The following is a 15,834-nucleotide window of genomic DNA, read 5'->3' as shown; positions in this document are numbered from 1 at the left end:
TATCTGCTTTTTTTATTGTCAGCTTTTTATATCTATCTTAGTGCTCGTTATTTTCAACGGAAATATCTGCAACTGGGACAGTTTTAACCAACAGATTTTTGCTCGGAGCGTTTTTAACAGGAATCGGGCTTTCGACAAATTGAAACGACTGACAACCTGTCATAAATAAGGCAGCTGTGAATATATAGGTCAAGGTTAATGACTTCATAATGATATCTCAAAAGGCAATCGGCGACGGTGAAATAGCGCTCATCATAACCAATGCACGGAATTGTGCAAGATATTATCTCATTATAAACGGAAGTAGTACGCTCTGTAAGAAACGTTTAGGATGGGCGTTATGTATCCATTATGTACAGCCAAAATAGGATAAGAAGAAATGTTGGCTTCATTATCTAGCCATAATTTACCAGTAATTCATGTTCGTAAATATATAGAAACAAGCTTTTATAACTTTACTAATTGTTTTATAAAGAATTAATTATTTTACCTAAATTTATAATATAAAAAGGTATAACCGTCTATTAAAAAATATATCCAATTATTTATCTTTTTAAGTTTTGTAAAAAAATGATAGCAATGCGTTACTATCCAAGTAATAGAAGTGAAATAGTCTTACAGTAGTGAGGTGAACAGACATTTTTTAGCAATGATCTATAAATGGATATTTTATTACAGTTTTATCTTGTACTGATAATAGCAAAAAATAATGATAAAAATTCAGCTCAACAGTAGAAGTTATGCGCAACAATCATGAAAGTATATGAGATGTTAGCGAAATGAGGGAATTATGAAGCGATTTTCTATGATGTTATCGATGCTTGCCATTGGTATGACCTCCAGCGCTGCGATGGCTGAGGATACGAGCCTTACTAATACAAGCTTACCTAATGCGACCTTACCTAATATCAGTCCTGCCAATAGCGTGCTCGTCAATCGAGGTGCCTATATTGCTCGTGCAGCGGACTGTATGGCGTGTCATGGCGAAGACTATACTGGCGGTACAGCAATAGAGACCCCTATGGGGGAGATTTATTCTACGAATATCACCCCCTCCAAACGCTATGGTATCGGCAATTATACTGAAAAAGATCTAAAAAATGCGCTGCAAAAAGGTCGTGCGCCTAGCCATATGCTATATCCTGCCATGCCATATCCTTCTTATAGTGGTATGAAAGAAGAGGATGTCAGCGCGCTGTTTGCCTATCTGCAAACCGTGCCAGTGGTAGATGAAGCGCCAAAGCATAAAACTGACCTACCATTTCCGTTTAATATTCGTGCGCTCATGTTCGGTTGGAACTTTTTAAATGTTCCTTCTACTGAGGGACGTGATGGTCTCAATGAGACGCAGAAGCGCGGTGAGTATCTGGTCAATAATCTAGAACACTGTGGTACTTGCCATACGCCACGCAACAGCACCATGGGCTTCGATAAAAAAATGTATTTATCTGGAGCGCAGTTAGGGCATTGGTACGCACCTAATATCACCCCTGACGAGTCAAGTGGTATTGGCAGCTGGAGTGAGCAAGATATCATTACTTATCTACGCACCGGCGAGCTTGATCAGCGCGCTTATGCTGGTGGTCCAATGGGTGAGGCAGTCGCGCATAGTACTCAGTATCTAAAGCAAGAAGACTTAAGCGCGATTGCCTCTTATCTAAGAGCAGTACCTGCCATTCAAACCGATGATAAAGTATTTGTCGTCGATGTCTCACGTTTACCGACTCGGGTGAACGAATCTATTACCCATGATTTACTTGCCCAAAAAGATTATTTGGCTCAAGCCAAAACTGCTGTGAGTAAGGGCAGTAATTCACCAGAAGCCTTGTATTTGGCTACGTGTGGCAGTTGTCATGGTGTGGACGGCTATGGTCAACCTGATGCACAGTATTCACCCATCGTAGGGCTAAGCAGTCTTCGCCGCGATAAGCCTGATGTGCTCGTCAATATGATTTTGCATGGGGTCGTTGGCAGCACCAATACGTCACCGATTATGCCTGCTTTTTCGGATGAGCTGAGCAGCGAGCAAATTGCCAGTATCGCCAATTACGTACGCATCAACTTTGGCGGTCTTGCCAACAGCGATGTGAGTGCAGCGGACGTCGAGCGCATCGCTGCCACTAGCGCCGAAAAGCCATTTTTAATTAAATACGCAGGCTTGCTGGCAATATTGGGTATGATCGTCGCTATTGCCGTCATTATATTTATTATTCGAGCCATCATACGCTCTAAGCACCGTCACTGATTTGGGTTTCATTTCACCTTTCATCAAACAGCGTAGTCATCAATACTATAAAGCTATGTTAGATACTGATTATAAGACAAGGATTATGGCAATTAGATAGAGCGTTATCGTTTGGCAATTATAGACAACAACACGCCAAGTACATTGATAACGATGCGTCTACTATCCTGCACCATTGTCTACTTTAAGGATATTATTATGAAAGACATGCTTCAATCACCCACGCGCCGTCAATTGCTTTCAATGATTGGTAAAACAGCGGGCGCGACCGCCATGTACCAAGCAATGACGACCTTGGGGTTTGCTTCAGAGTCCAGTTTTAAAGAAGCAATGGACCTTAAAGGCGCACCTACTGGCGCGAGCATTGTTATTCTTGGTGCTGGTCTTGGTGGTCTTACTGCCGCCTATGAGCTGCGAAAAGCGGGCTACGATGTCAAAGTGCTTGAGTTTCAAAATCGTGGTGGCGGTCGTAGTTGGACACTGAACAGTGGTGATAAATATACCGAGCTTGGCGGCGAAGAGGTTACTTGTGATTTTGAAGAAGGCAATTATTTCAATGGTGGACCATGGCGTTTGCCAAGCCACCACTATGCCGTCTTTCATTATTGCAAACAGTTCGGTGTTGAGATGCAACCCTTTATACAAACCAATGACCGCGCTTATTTGCACCGTACTAATCATTTTAATGGCGTACCGCAGCGTTTGGGTGACATCAAAAATGACATTCAAGGTCATGTGGCGGAGCTGCTATCGAAGTCAGTAAACGTGGGTGGTCTGGATCGCTCAGTCAATACTGAGGACAAAGAGAAGCTGCTAGAAGGGCTAAAAGGCTGGGGCGTGCTCGATAAAGACTATCGCTACCGCCCCAGTAATGAGACTACCAAACATCGTGGCTTTAGTGTGTTCCCAGGTGGCGGTTTGATGCCAAATGAAAAGCCGTCAAAGCCATTACCAATCAGTGAGATACTAGATTCAGGCATGTGGGGAGATATTTATAGCAATCACATGACCTATGGACATCAGCCGACCATGTTTCAGCCAGTTGGTGGTATGGGTAAAATCGGTGATGCTTTCACCCGCGAATGTCGCGATATGATTGAGTTTAATGCCAAAGTCACTAAGATTCATCAAGATGATACTGGCGTTACAGTCGACTATGTGGACAGTAATAGTCCCGATGGTGCAACTAGAACCATTCGGGCAGACTGGTGTGTCTGCAATATACCTTTAACCGTATTAACCCAGCTCGATATCAATGTCTCAAAACCAATGAAACAGGCGATGGCAGCGGTTCCTTATGACACTTCCTATAAAGTAGGTTTGGAATTTAATCGCCGCTTCTGGGAAGAAGATGAGTGGATTTATGGCGGTTTAACCTATACCAATATGCCTATTACCCAAATTGCTTATCCGTCAGAAAATATGTTTAAAGATGGCTCGGGTGTATTGCTTGGTGCCTATGGTTTTGGCGCGACTTCTTATAAGTTTAATACTCTAACACCGCAAGAGCGTATCAATGTGGCGCTTGCCTACGGTAAGTATATCCATCCGCAGTACCCAAAGGAATTCCGCGCCGGAACATCTGTCGTCTGGCACCGTATTCCTTGGACACTCGGCTGCTACGGTATTTGGAGTGAGTCTAGTCGTGAGCAGCATTACGATAACCTATGCAGTATAGACAACCGTATTGTGCTGACAGGTGAGCATTGCTCTCATATTCCTGCGTGGCAGGAAGGGGCTATATTATCTGGCATGGATGCAGCTAAACGCTTGCATAAAAAAGCAAAAATGCTGGGTTAATTGCGGTGCACATAGAGACAATCATTATAAATTCAGAGGCTATCATGAACACTATCATCATGAAAACAACTATCATGAAAAACATGACACCTAAGATGCTGATGATCATGCTGCTAAGCAGCAGCGCATTATTAGGCTGTAGTCAAAAAGCAGACGATGTAGAGACGGTAGCCAGTAAACACGATGCTGAGCAAACGGTTGACTATCAAGCAAGTCGCAATACTGGCAGCTGGGGCGCTGTCTATATGAGCCGTGACGAGCTAAAAGCGCAGCCTATCAATGTCGTTGATGACAGCTCATTACCCAATATGGAAAATGATCCTATTATTAGCGAGTGGGAAGCAAAGTTTGAAGGGTCAAATGCCTTTATTACGACCGATGGCAAAAAGCTCTATCATGACTCCTGTGCTGGCTGTCATATGCATAAAGGCGAGGGCGCTTATGGTGCAGGCTATTACCCGCCACTGGCTAACAATAGCAAAATGCAGTCAAAATATTACATCATTAATATTTTGATCAATGGTTTCCGCGGGATGCCATCGTTTCATATGATGATGAATGATGCGCAAATGGCGGCAGTGACTCAATACGTCGTCAGTGACTTAAATGGTTACACGGATACAGTGACCGATGAAGACGTGGCCAAGCTCAGACATGCCAATCCGCCCGGTTATGATCCAAGTGAATAGTGTTGCTGTGAACAATGTTTCCTTAGAATAAAAGCTGATCAATTTACTCTCATATAAAAAAGTGCCCAATCGATGATAGGGCGCTTTTCTTGGTTAAGACATTACGAATTTCTAGCTCTATCTGGGACTGGCTGACCAGACAGGTGAGCGAATCGTACCTTGCCCAGATTTACCAAAGGCTTCGCCGCCGTTTAGTGATTTGATAGTCAGTACGCCCTTACCACCTTGCTTTGATGCATAAACAACACGCTTACCATTTGGTGAAAAGCTCGGTGCTTCATCGATACCAGTATTGCCCAAATTAGCAGTGACCGCGCCGCCGCTGTTCATAACAGCCGCTGAGCGCCCATTTAAAAAGGCAATTTGCGTACCATCACTACTAAATTGTGGGCTGGTCGCATAACCACTATTAGACACTTTGGTTGTGCGCCCTGAACCAAATTCATAACGATAAATCTGCGGCTTATTAAATCCAGTCTTATCAGATACAAAGACAAAAGATCTGCCATCAGGGGCGTAGCTTGGCTGTACTTCACTGCTTGGCCAATTGGTCAGTCGTCTTGGTTGACCGCCGCTGGCACTCATCTCATAAATATCAGCACTGCCTTCAAAACTACTCGAAAACAGTATTTTGCTGCCATCTGGCGAGAACGAAGGACTTAAGTTGCTACCAGGGAAAGGCGTCAATGGAGTTGCACCGCCGCCGCTCACGCTTTGCACATAAATAACAGGATAAGATTTATCACGTTGTACTGAATAAGCGATACGATTGCCATCGGGCGACCATGCTGGAGAGAAGATAGAGCCTGAAACCTCAGTAATGGTTTTGGCGTTTTCGCCATCAGCATCCATGACTTTTAAGCGTGAGACTTTTGCTTTGCCAGTGCCAATTTCTTCGATATAAGCAATACGCCCTGAGAAATCACCTGGAATCCCAGTAATCAGCTCATAGACTTTATTAGAGATGACGTGAGCGGCATAGCGCATGTTGTCTTTATCAGCAGTTAAGGTTTGCTTACCTTCGATCACGCGTCCTGTCTTAACCTCAATCACTTCGTAATCGGTGACCACTTTACCGCGGCTACTGCGTGTGCTGCCGACTACTAAATAAGGAACCCCCATACTTTGCCAAACGGGTAGAGTGCCAGCCAGCTCGCTGCTACTATGCGGCTGTTGTGGTAGGTTTTGGTTGGTAACTTTTAGCTCAGTTTTGCTCAAATTATTTAAAATAATAGGCGACAACACACTATCACCAGCAAAAGCCACAAAAGCCACTTGGTTCTGTTGCACAGGAATATCGTAATCGAGTTCTAAAACAATGGGCGCTGCCAATACACTTGGCGCGATCAGCAAGCTTGAGGCGCTAGCAAGTAACGAGATGAGTAGTTTTTTATGGGTGCGCATGAGTAAGTTTAGCTCCTAAAGCAGTATGAGTATCATTTTTATAGGTTATTAGTCCGCCATAAAGATAAGGCAGTCCCTTCTACAGTACAAGCTGTTTAAGGTAACGTTATCAATAATATAAGACATGAGCAACTGATTAATTGCTACCTTTAAACTGTAGAGTAAAGGTTGGGTATTTGGGATCGTCAGCATCGATTGGTAAGCTGCCTGTGTTCAATACGGCTTGTTTTGCGGCTTCATTGACAGCTTCATCAGGTCCTGAAGCGGTAACATTGGTGATATTACCGCTGGCATTGACCGTAATTGTGAGGGTCGCACGCTGGGTTGAGCCCTTTGCCGCAGTCGGTGGGTTATAGTTACGTCTGATGAGGTTAATGATTTCACTATTACTGGCGCCGCGACTGCCACCTGACGCTGAGCGGCTGTTGCCTTTTGAAGGGCTTGAGGTTGTGCTATCACCAGATAAAGTCGACTGCCCATCGTTTGATAGACTAAGGGTTTGACCTGAACTACTAGAGCCGCCCGTATTGATTTCTATATTTCGGTCGGTAGCAGTTGGGCGCTTAATCTTGGGAGGATTGTTTTGTTTATTGCGGAAATCCCCAAGCCTTTTTTGCTCTTCAATCAGCTGCTGTCGTCTTTCTTTTTCAATCTGGTCATGTTCTTCTAAGACGGATTCGTCTAAGCGCGCGGCCCACTCAGCCATACTGCGCTCATACTCTTGGTTTTGCTCAAGTAGGCGTTGATGCTGCTCTTCACTCATGAGCATCGGACTAGTAGCAGATTCATCCGAGCGTGTGAAGACAGGCACTTGCTGAGAGTTTGGTTGAGCAGGATTTGGAGTGCTGACGCTTCCATCAAAGGCTTCTGTTGGCGTAGCTGAACTACTTGAGCCGCTTTCCGCTTGCATAGCACTGGCTGCGGCGGCGCGATTTGCAAGGATTTGACCTTGCATCTCGGCTAACTGTTCAGGAGATACCATGGTCGTTTCAATACTACCTGCGGTCTCAACGTCCATATTTTGGTAGGTATAGATAAGTATACCAATGACAAGACCATGTGCCAGCAAACTGAGCAGCGTGGGTAAGGTTAGCCCATTGCCTTCGGGTTCAGTTGGTACATAAACGGTTGGAGCCTTGTGCATGGTAGTGATACTCAAAAACGTGATACTAAAAGATAAGCTACATCAGATTATCTGCTTTATTATAACCGGCTACACCAAAACGGCTGTTTTTTAATATTATAAAATGATTAAACCGCTGGTGTAGGCAATGGAGCGCCAGTTAATAGTCCAACCTTCTGAATACCGGCTTGTTGCAACGTTGCCATCAAAGTCATGATAGCGCCATATTGATTGTTTTGGTCGGCATTAATCATCACTTGTACTGGCTGAGCACCGGCATCACTGCTTTGACTTTGCAAAGTCGAGAGGGTATCAATTAGCTCAGGCTCACTAACAGGTAAGTCAACATTGCTCTCATAACTGATAAAAATCTCACCGTTACCGGTCAAAGATACAATGACTGGTAGCTGGCTTTGACTCATGGTGTTGGTTTGCTCTTTTGGCAAATCAACATCGACGCCAGTAATCAGCATCGGCGCGGTCACCATAAATATCACGAGCAGCACGAGCATTACGTCGATATAAGGAACAACGTTCATCTCCGCATTCAGTGCTTTTTTCTCACGGCGATAGGGACTTTGTTTCATAGACCAGCCACCTGAGTGCTTTGGTTGGCTTGGTTGGCTTGGTTTACTTGAGTGCTAGGCTGCGGGCTTTCATTACTGGTTTCGCGCTGCAGCATACCTGTCATCTCATCACAGAATAAGGCACGTGAATCATATAATCGACTAGATTTGGCGGTAAAATGGTTATAAGCCAATACCGCAGGAATAGCGGCAAACAAACCCATAGCGGTGGCAATCAATGCTTCTGCAATACCTGGTGCCACAGCGGCTAGGGTAGCTTGTTCATTTTGTGACAAGCCCAAAAAGGCATTCATGATACCCCAAACGGTGCCGAACAGACCGACGTAAGGTGCAACGGAGCCGATGCTGGCAAGCGTTGTAAGTCCTGATTCCAAAAGTAGCTGCTGACGACCAAGACCCACCCTAAGCTTACGCTCAACGCCATCGATAATGTCATCTTTTGGTTGACGTTTTTTGTGCATTCTTAAGTATTCAGAGAAGCCAACATAGAAAATCTGCTCAAGACCTTGGCGCTCAGGTGAGCCCTGAATACCTTGATACAATTTCGCCAAATCTTCACCCGACCAAAACCACGCCTCGAACTGTTGGTCAAAGTTTCTGGCAGTGCCAAGCCGCGCACTCATACGAAAAATAATCACCCAACTGAGTAACGATGCTAATAATAATAGAGCCATCACGATCTGAACCAGCAGGCTCGCTTGAGTAATAAGGTCGATAATATTTAAGGATTCAGGCATGTAAAGGACTCATGGATAATTAATAATAGTCATTAAAAATAGGGTGCTCATATTAACCCCCTAGTGTACTGCTAATCTTGGTAAATATCATTAATAATGTGTTAATTACATAATGAGCAGTTTTTTCCTAAAATTTATGGTGACAGCACTATCATTTTATAATATTGTCCATATGGTCAACTATTTTTTGCTCTTTTACTGACAAGTTCATGGCATTCATTGAAATTATCTATTTATTTCCATAGAATGTTATGATTTGTTGCTGTAATTTTTCACAGTGGTTTTATTTTTAGCAAATCTTGTGTGGCTAAAGGATTAAAAACATCATCTCCAACCGTAGTTTATAGCGTCATTTACAGTCGCAATTTGGAAGCGTCATTTATCGTCGCAATTTAGGTGTATTTTTTATGTTTGAGTTAAAAGCGGCATTTATCGTCGCAATTTGGAAGCGACATTTATCAATACCATTTGATAATGATAATTTACTCACTGCAATTTGGAAGCGACTCCTATGAACGCAATTGAACGATATTTTGGGATCGATGGGCACAATACCACGATCAAAACAGAGATTTTAGCAGGTGTAACCACGTTCTTGACGATGGCTTACATCATATTTGTCAACCCTAACATACTTGCTGATGCAGGTATGGATAAAGGCGCAGTATTCGTAGCTACCTGTCTTGCCGCGGCCATTGGTTGTTTTATTATGGGTATTTATGCCCGCCTGCCAGTCGCACTAGCGCCTGGAATGGGACTCAATGCCTTCTTTACTTATGGCGTGGTTTTAGGAATGGGCTATGCTTGGCAAACGGCGCTTGGCGCAGTATTTTTGTCAGGTTGTATCTTTATCCTATTAAGTTTGTTTAAAATCCGTGAAATCATTATTAATTCTATTCCGACCAGTATCAAACAAGGGGTTGTCGCAGGTATTGGTGCGTTTTTGGCCTTTATTGCGCTTCAAACCTCAGGTGTCATCGTCAATAATGATGCGACACTAGTGGGACTAGGTGACATGACCACGTTTTCACCTGCGATGGCAGCCCTTGGTTTTATTGTTATCGTTGGTTTGTCACATAAAAAAGTACCCGGTGCGGTCACTATTGGTATTTTATTGGTTGCGCTTATTAGCCTTGTCACAGGAAATACCCAGTTTACAGGTATTATCTCAGCGCCGCCCCCTATTGCACCAACCCTGATGCAGCTTGATATTGCTGGCGCGTTCGATGTAGCCATGATTAGTGTTATCTTTGCTTTCTTATTCGTTGATTTATTCGATACAGCAGGCACGCTGATTGCCACCACCACTCAAGCAGGTTTGATTGGTAAAGATGGTAAAATCCCAAATATGGGCAAAGCATTGCTAGCAGATTCGACGGCGACTGTGGCAGGTACAGTACTTGGTACCTCATCAACAACCAGTTTTGTTGAAAGTGTCTCAGGTATTGCTGCAGGTGGTCGTACTGGTTTGATGGCTGTGACCGTTGGCGTGTTATTTTTACTCAGCTTATTCTTTTCACCACTTGCCGGTATGATTCCAGGATATGCGACTGCGGGCGCTATCTTTTATGTAGCAGTACTCATGATGGAAACATTAAAAGATGTCAAATGGAATGACTTAACAGAAGCGGCACCAGTGGTGGTGGTCCTATTGTTTACACCTTTGACCTATTCTGTCGCTGACGGTATTGCGCTTGGCTTTATCACTTATACTGCCATCAAAGTAGTTGCTGGTAAATTCTCTGACATCAGTATTCCTGTTTTGCTATTGACAGTAGTATTACTGGCTAAAATTATCTTTATCTAGTTTTTAATCAATCGACGCGCACTGTTAATTACGGTTGATATTGCTATAGAGATATCAGTTAAGCCCTTCTTATTATCAAATGATAAGAAGGGCTTTTTGGTATTTACTATTCTTATTATATCAAGACAGTAGCGCCAACTATTTGATTCATAAAACAATTAATCATAAATAGTAAATCGGAAATTATAACCAAAGCGTCACGTTTGTGAATGCGTTAATAACTGTTTGTTTTTTAACACTATTATAATTGGCTAAAATGCATAATATTGTTAGTTTGAAAATTTATTTCATGGTAATATGCGGATATTAAGCGCATCACCTCAATCAACGCCGTAGAGGTTTTTCTTATCAGTGAATCAGCATTGCATATTGCCACTTTATATTGCAAACACTCTCCTTTCACTACTAACAAGAAGAAGGCACTAATGCCGCTTAGTTTTATGTTGTTGCCTTTGTATTGTTGACGTAGTCCGTTGCACAGTCAAACGATCTACTTGACCTTTTCCAGCTTATGCTGGATTTTCTCGTTTTTTAATATTGTCGTGTGTTCTGTTCATTGTTATGTATGTTATCAAAGCCGAATCACTCACACTGCTTAATAGCTGATTGTGATTGATTGCTGTTTTCGATAGGGTAGATGATAAACCGTTTCAATACTTTAGCGTTACGACGTTGTTTTAGCGCCACAATATTTAAAAGTTTCAATATTTAAAAGTCACAATATCAAAAAGTTTCAATGTTAAAAAGCCTCAGCGCATCACTTATGATGGATTTTCAAGTTATGGAGTTGTTATGAACCCAGTAGAGCAATTTACCCCGCAAGAGCCGATTTTATTTAATCCTATTGATTTGTTATCACCAGAATATATTGCTCAGTCATCAACAGAGCTACATGCGCGTATATCGCCTTTATATAGCGTAGATGAAGAGCGCTGGTTGACGCAGTTATTGCCACTTGCCAAACCGACAGATGCCGAGCGTGACAGTGCAGCTACGCAGACGCGTCAGCTGGTTGAGCATGTGCGTAATGATGGTAAAGCGGTAAAAATGGTCGACTCATTATTGCTTGAGTACAGCTTGGATACCCAAGAAGGTGTTTTGCTCATGAGCTTGGCGGAAGCCTTGATTCGTGTGCCGGACAATTATACAGCTGATGCGCTGATTCATGACAAGATGAGCGTCGCTGACTGGAAAAAACATTTAAAAAATGACAATGGTTTTATGGTCAATGCCTCAACGTGGGGCATGATGATGACAGGCCGTGTGGTGAGCATCGATAGTGATACCACGGCATCTGGATTTTTAGATCGCATGACCAAAAAGATGGGTGAGCCTGTTATTCGTAGTGCCATGCAAAAAGCCATGCGTATCATGGGACACCAGTTTGTACTTGGCGAAACGATTGAAGGCGCTAATAAAAATAGCCAGCCATATCGCAATAAAGGCTATACCTACTCATTTGATATGTTGGGTGAAGCGGCAATTACTCATAAAGATGCTGAAAAATACTTTAATGATTATTTGCATGCTATCAAAGCCACTGCAAGTGTGAAAGTTAAAGAGGGCATGCCTAAGCCATCAGTTTCGATCAAGCTGTCTGCATTGCATCCGCGTTATGAAGCCACGCAAGAAGCGCAAGTCATGGGGCTGTTGCGTCAACGCTGCTTACTGTTGATTGAAGCTGCGCGTGAGGTGAATGTTGATATCAGTATTGATGCCGAAGAAGCCGATCGTCTTGAGATATCGCTAAAACTATTTGAGTCCTTATATCGCGACAATCTAACAGCGGATTGGGATGGTCTTGGCTTAGTTGTACAAGGTTACTCAAAGCGTGCAATTGCTATTTTGGCTTGGCTGGCACGCTTGGCAACTGAGGTTGGCGACCGTATTCCTGTACGTCTAGTAAAAGGCGCTTATTGGGATACAGAAATCAAGCTTGCTCAACAAAAAGGTCTATCAGGCTATCCGGTCTGGACGCGTAAAGAGGGGACGGATACCGCTTATCTTGCCTGCGCGCGTTTCTTATTGTCAGAGCATTTGCGCGGGCTAATCTGGCCACAGTTTGCCACCCATAATGCCCATACGCTTGCCTCAATCATGACCATGAGTGCCCATAGAGACTTTGAGTTCCAGCGTCTACATGGTATGGGCGATGCATTGTACGATCATATCTTGCAAGCCTATCAAATCCCTGTGCGTATCTATGCACCCGTTGGCGCTCATAAAGATCTGCTGCCGTATTTGGTACGTCGATTGCTCGAAAACGGTGCCAATAGCTCGTTTGTCCATCAGTTATTAGACAAGTCTTATCCAATTGACAAGCTAACTGTACATCCGTATGACAAGCTATTAACCAATGCAACGCTACACAATCCAGATATTCCATTACCGTTAGCTATCTATGGCGCACGCCGTGCCAGCTTTGGTCCCAATATCTTTGTAGAATCGCAGTGGATACCGTTTAAAGCAGCTATCGATACGCATATATACAAAACATGGTCTGCGACTTCTGTTATTAATGGCAACGCAGTCAATGACAATACGGTAGATGGCGACACTCATCAGCTTGACAAGCAAGCTATATGTGCGCCTTGGAACCATGAAGTCATTGCCGGTGAAGTCGTCTATGCCAATGCTACTATCGCACAGCAAGCAATTGCGGCGGCAGTCGCTGGACAAGGCGAATGGCAAGCGGTTGCTGCTACTAAACGTGCGGCTATATTGCGTAAAATAGCGGACTTATATGAAGAAAACTATGCAGAGCTGATGGCATTATGCCAAGTTGAGGCAGGTAAAACCTTACAAGACAGCATTGATGAAATCAAAGAAGCGGTTGATTTTTGCCGTTTTTATGCTGATGAAGCTGAGCGTTTAGATGATGTTATTTATGAGTTTACCGATTTGGCAGGCAAGCCGTCGCGTCAAGTTTATAAAGCACGTGGCACCTTTATTTGTATCAGCCCATGGAACTTTCCATTGGCTATTTATACCGGTCAAGTAGTTGCAGCACTGGCTGCAGGTAATACCGTAGTGGCAAAACCTGCCGAACAGACGAGCTTAATCGCTCATTTTGGTGCGCAGCTTATGTATCAAGCTGGCGTGCCAGTAGAAGCATTGCAACTCGTGATTGGCGCGGGCGACGTTGGTGCTGCATTGACTGCTGCGGACAATATCGCAGGTGTTATCTTTACAGGTTCGACCCAAACGGCGCAGCGCATCAACCAAAGCCTAAATGCCCATGCTCAAGTCAGCGGTGAGCTGCCTGTCTTTATCGCCGAGACTGGCGGACAAAATGCCATGATTATGGACTCAACGGCATTGCCTGAGCAAGTGGTTAGAGATGCGGTATTATCTGCCTTTGGTTCAGCAGGTCAGCGCTGTTCAGCATGTCGTATCTTATGTGTACAAGAAGAGATGGCAGATGATTTGATTGAGCTATTGCAAGGCAATATGGCTGAATTAATCGTTGGCAACCCGCTATATGCGACTACAGATGTAGGTCCTGTGATTGATATTGATGCCAAGCGCGGACTTGAAGCGCATATCGAACGCATGCGCGCTGAGCCAACGGCTACGATTTTGGCGCAGACACCGATGAGTGATAGCTCAGAGGTCAGTCAAGATCAAGCAACGTTTGTATTGCCAACGGCGATAGAAGTAAAAAGTATCGATGTGATCGGTGGAGAGCATTTTGGTCCTATTTTGCATGTACTGCGTTATGAAGCACGTGATCTAAATAAGCTGATTGATGCAATCAATGCGACGGGTTTTGGTTTGACCTTGGGCATCCATAGCCGTATTGAAAACACAGTAGAGCATATCGAGCGCCGAGCCTTTGTCGGCAATACTTATATCAACCGTAACCAAATCGGCGCGGTCGTCAACGTACAGCCGTTCGGTGGCTGCGGTCTATCGGGCACAGGTCCCAAAGCAGGTGGTCCACATTATGTCGCCCGTCTGATGAGCTTAACGACAGAGCAGTTGGCTAATGAGCAAGTGGCTCTGATAGACAATACCACTGCAACCAGTACTCAAACAATAATCGCATAAGGAGTAGCACTATGGCGACTGAATTCAAAAAAAATCATGGCCAAGTTTGTGAAACTTGGCGTTTGCTTGGCGCAGTGAATCGTGCCACTTATCTGCAAGAAGCCGCACCAAGACTGGCATTATTGACCGGTGATGCCAATAAGGCAAAGCGTCTGTTCAATCATTTATTGAGCGCCTCACCCATGCTTGACGAAGAGCACCGTATGACTGGTGCTACGGGCGAGTCAAATGACTTGTACGTGACGGGTCGCGGTAAGACGATGGTTGTTGGCGGCGAGTCTGCTCGCGCGATGGCAGTGCTTGGGCAATTGCTAGCAGCATTATTAACGGGTAATGAGGTGATATTGCATTGCCCAAGCCAAGATGAGATGTGCATTGAAGCGGCAAAAATCCTCTATGAGAGTGGCATCAGTGATGATGTGCTGAGTGTCGCCAATGACTCACAAACCGTCACGCTTTTATATATCGATCGCCTTGCGCAAGTTGCCGTCTCTGGTAATCGGCAAGAGGTGCAAGCGGTCAGTCAAGAGCTTGCCAAGACCGATGGTATGTTGACGCAAGTCATTAGCGTCACTGATATGGACGGCTTATCAGAGATGCTAACGCCTGATTATCTATACCGCTTCGTCACTGAGCGTGTAAAGACCATTAATACCACTGCCATTGGCGGAAATGCAAGCTTGTTAGAGCTTGGCACATAGAAGTAACAGCAACAATTTAGTACAGGCAACCAATAATCTCATAAGAAGTTAAAAGATTAGCTTATTGCCAATAAAGAAATAGCTCGAATAGTAAAAATGACGATCAGTCATTATTCCCAAATATTTGGTGAGTAATTGCTGGTCGTTTTTTTATGCTTAAATTTAGAGGTAGGATAGGTAGGTATTTTAGTAAATACTCACTTTAGTAATGAAGTTTCTTGGCTTTTCAACCAAAATAAGGTATTTTTTGAGTTGTAAGTTAAACAAAGATGGTGATAATATAAGTTAACCGTTTAGTCAGCAATTATTCACTAAATGGTTAATAAATCCCTTTAACACGGAACGTTGACGTAAGCTAAGCCTCGAAAGCATGTTTTAACGATGCTTATATTCCTCGATTTTCCGATAGAGTAGTCGTCATTAAGACGATACCCAAACCCTTGATAATGCTTTTGTATTTACTAAAGATGCTCATCCATCATAGGTAAATTAAAAAGTTCAAACCGCAAACAGATTAAGCCTGAGCAAGTCAGTAGTCAGATAGGCAGTCAGCTTATTCAATACAGTTATAACTCTCAGTATTGATGTAGGTATGATGATCATCATCGTATAAATTTTATTAACATGGTAATTAAGTACTCACTTAAGGGCAGCGCATTTGTGTGCAGTTATCCTTTAAGATACTGATTGT

General features: G+C 43.6%; 11 protein-coding genes. 6 read left to right on the top strand and 5 right to left on the bottom strand.

What is annotated here, in order from left to right; all coding sequences use genetic code 11:
• Positions 1 to 37: 37 nt before the first annotated feature.
• On the bottom strand, positions 38 to 208 hold the full coding sequence (locus OEG80_RS07105; RefSeq protein ID WP_263240087.1) for a hypothetical protein: 171 nt from the start codon (positions 206 to 208) through the stop codon (positions 38 to 40).
• 582 nt (positions 209 to 790) lie between these two features.
• Between OEG80_RS07105 and OEG80_RS07100 the strand changes: the two genes are divergently transcribed.
• From OEG80_RS07100 to OEG80_RS07090, 3 genes are all read left to right on the top strand, one after another.
• Positions 791 to 2,245, top strand: a complete 1,455-nt coding sequence (locus OEG80_RS07100; RefSeq protein WP_149408442.1) for a cytochrome c — start codon at positions 791 to 793, stop codon at positions 2,243 to 2,245.
• 198 nt (positions 2,246 to 2,443) lie between these two features.
• Positions 2,444 to 4,045, top strand: a complete 1,602-nt coding sequence (locus OEG80_RS07095) for a flavin monoamine oxidase family protein (protein WP_149408440.1) — start codon at positions 2,444 to 2,446, stop codon at positions 4,043 to 4,045.
• Positions 4,046 to 4,089: 44 nt separating this feature from the next.
• A complete protein-coding gene (locus tag OEG80_RS07090) occupies positions 4,090 to 4,734 on the top strand; it encodes a c-type cytochrome (protein ID WP_149408438.1) in 645 nt (214 codons plus the stop codon).
• A 117-nt stretch (positions 4,735 to 4,851) separates the two neighbouring features.
• On the opposite strand, the gene OEG80_RS07085 is transcribed toward OEG80_RS07090, so the two are convergent.
• From OEG80_RS07085 to tolQ, 4 genes are all read right to left on the bottom strand, one after another.
• Complete coding sequence (locus OEG80_RS07085) at positions 4,852 to 6,138, bottom strand: PD40 domain-containing protein (RefSeq protein WP_133104208.1); 1,287 nt, start codon at positions 6,136 to 6,138, stop codon at positions 4,852 to 4,854.
• Between the two features lie 136 nt (positions 6,139 to 6,274).
• Positions 6,275 to 7,297, bottom strand: coding sequence for a cell envelope integrity protein TolA (locus OEG80_RS07080; protein WP_263240086.1), 1,023 nt, complete (start codon positions 7,295 to 7,297; stop codon positions 6,275 to 6,277).
• A 92-nt stretch (positions 7,298 to 7,389) separates the two neighbouring features.
• The gene (gene tolR, locus OEG80_RS07075; protein ID WP_133104210.1) at positions 7,390 to 7,848 is read right to left on the bottom strand and encodes a protein TolR; all 459 of its coding nucleotides are present in this window, start codon (positions 7,846 to 7,848) and stop codon (positions 7,390 to 7,392) included.
• Positions 7,845 to 8,585, bottom strand: coding sequence for a protein TolQ (tolQ, locus tag OEG80_RS07070; RefSeq protein ID WP_149408436.1), 741 nt, complete (start codon positions 8,583 to 8,585; stop codon positions 7,845 to 7,847). The genes tolR and tolQ overlap by 4 nt, the downstream gene beginning before the upstream one ends.
• Positions 8,586 to 9,096: 511 nt before the next feature.
• On the opposite strand from tolQ, the gene OEG80_RS07065 reads away from it, so the two are divergent.
• From OEG80_RS07065 to OEG80_RS07055, 3 genes are all read left to right on the top strand, one after another.
• Positions 9,097 to 10,392 (top strand): NCS2 family permease, encoded by a 1,296-nt coding sequence (locus OEG80_RS07065; protein WP_149408435.1) that lies wholly within the window; start codon positions 9,097 to 9,099, stop codon positions 10,390 to 10,392.
• 792 nt (positions 10,393 to 11,184) lie between these two features.
• Positions 11,185 to 14,442 carry a bifunctional proline dehydrogenase/L-glutamate gamma-semialdehyde dehydrogenase PutA gene (gene putA / locus OEG80_RS07060; RefSeq protein WP_149408433.1) on the top strand — a complete coding sequence of 1,086 codons (3,258 nt, stop codon included), beginning with the start codon at positions 11,185 to 11,187 and terminating at the stop codon, positions 14,440 to 14,442.
• Positions 14,443 to 14,453: 11 nt separating this feature from the next.
• On the top strand, positions 14,454 to 15,143 hold the full coding sequence (locus OEG80_RS07055; protein ID WP_149408431.1) for a 1-pyrroline-5-carboxylate dehydrogenase: 690 nt from the start codon (positions 14,454 to 14,456) through the stop codon (positions 15,141 to 15,143).
• Positions 15,144 to 15,834: the final 691 nt, after the last annotated feature.

It is taken from the genome of Psychrobacter sp. SC65A.3 (assembly GCF_025642195.1).
In the GTDB taxonomy this organism is placed as follows: Bacteria; Pseudomonadota; Gammaproteobacteria; order Pseudomonadales; family Moraxellaceae; genus Psychrobacter; species Psychrobacter cryohalolentis.
Note: the sequence above shows the minus strand (reverse complement) of the source record. Positions and strands in the feature narration are given on the sequence as shown.

What these genes read in the sequence shown, in the direction of transcription:
- OEG80_RS07105 (WP_263240087.1), bottom strand. Translation starts at nt 208, where the DNA reads ATGAAGTCATTAACCTTGACCTATATATTCACAGCTGCCTTATTTATG.
- OEG80_RS07100 (WP_149408442.1), top strand. Translation starts at nt 791, where the DNA reads ATGAAGCGATTTTCTATGATGTTATCGATGCTTGCCATTGGTATGACC.
- OEG80_RS07095 (WP_149408440.1), top strand. Translation starts at nt 2,444, where the DNA reads ATGAAAGACATGCTTCAATCACCCACGCGCCGTCAATTGCTTTCAATG.
- OEG80_RS07090 (WP_149408438.1), top strand. Translation starts at nt 4,090, where the DNA reads ATGAACACTATCATCATGAAAACAACTATCATGAAAAACATGACACCT.
- OEG80_RS07085 (WP_133104208.1), bottom strand. Translation starts at nt 6,138, where the DNA reads ATGCGCACCCATAAAAAACTACTCATCTCGTTACTTGCTAGCGCCTCA.
- tolR (WP_133104210.1), bottom strand. Translation starts at nt 7,848, where the DNA reads ATGAAACAAAGTCCCTATCGCCGTGAGAAAAAAGCACTGAATGCGGAG.
- tolQ (WP_149408436.1), bottom strand. Translation starts at nt 8,585, where the DNA reads ATGCCTGAATCCTTAAATATTATCGACCTTATTACTCAAGCGAGCCTG.
- OEG80_RS07065 (WP_149408435.1), top strand. Translation starts at nt 9,097, where the DNA reads ATGAACGCAATTGAACGATATTTTGGGATCGATGGGCACAATACCACG.
- putA (WP_149408433.1), top strand. Translation starts at nt 11,185, where the DNA reads ATGAACCCAGTAGAGCAATTTACCCCGCAAGAGCCGATTTTATTTAAT.
- OEG80_RS07055 (WP_149408431.1), top strand. Translation starts at nt 14,454, where the DNA reads ATGGCGACTGAATTCAAAAAAAATCATGGCCAAGTTTGTGAAACTTGG.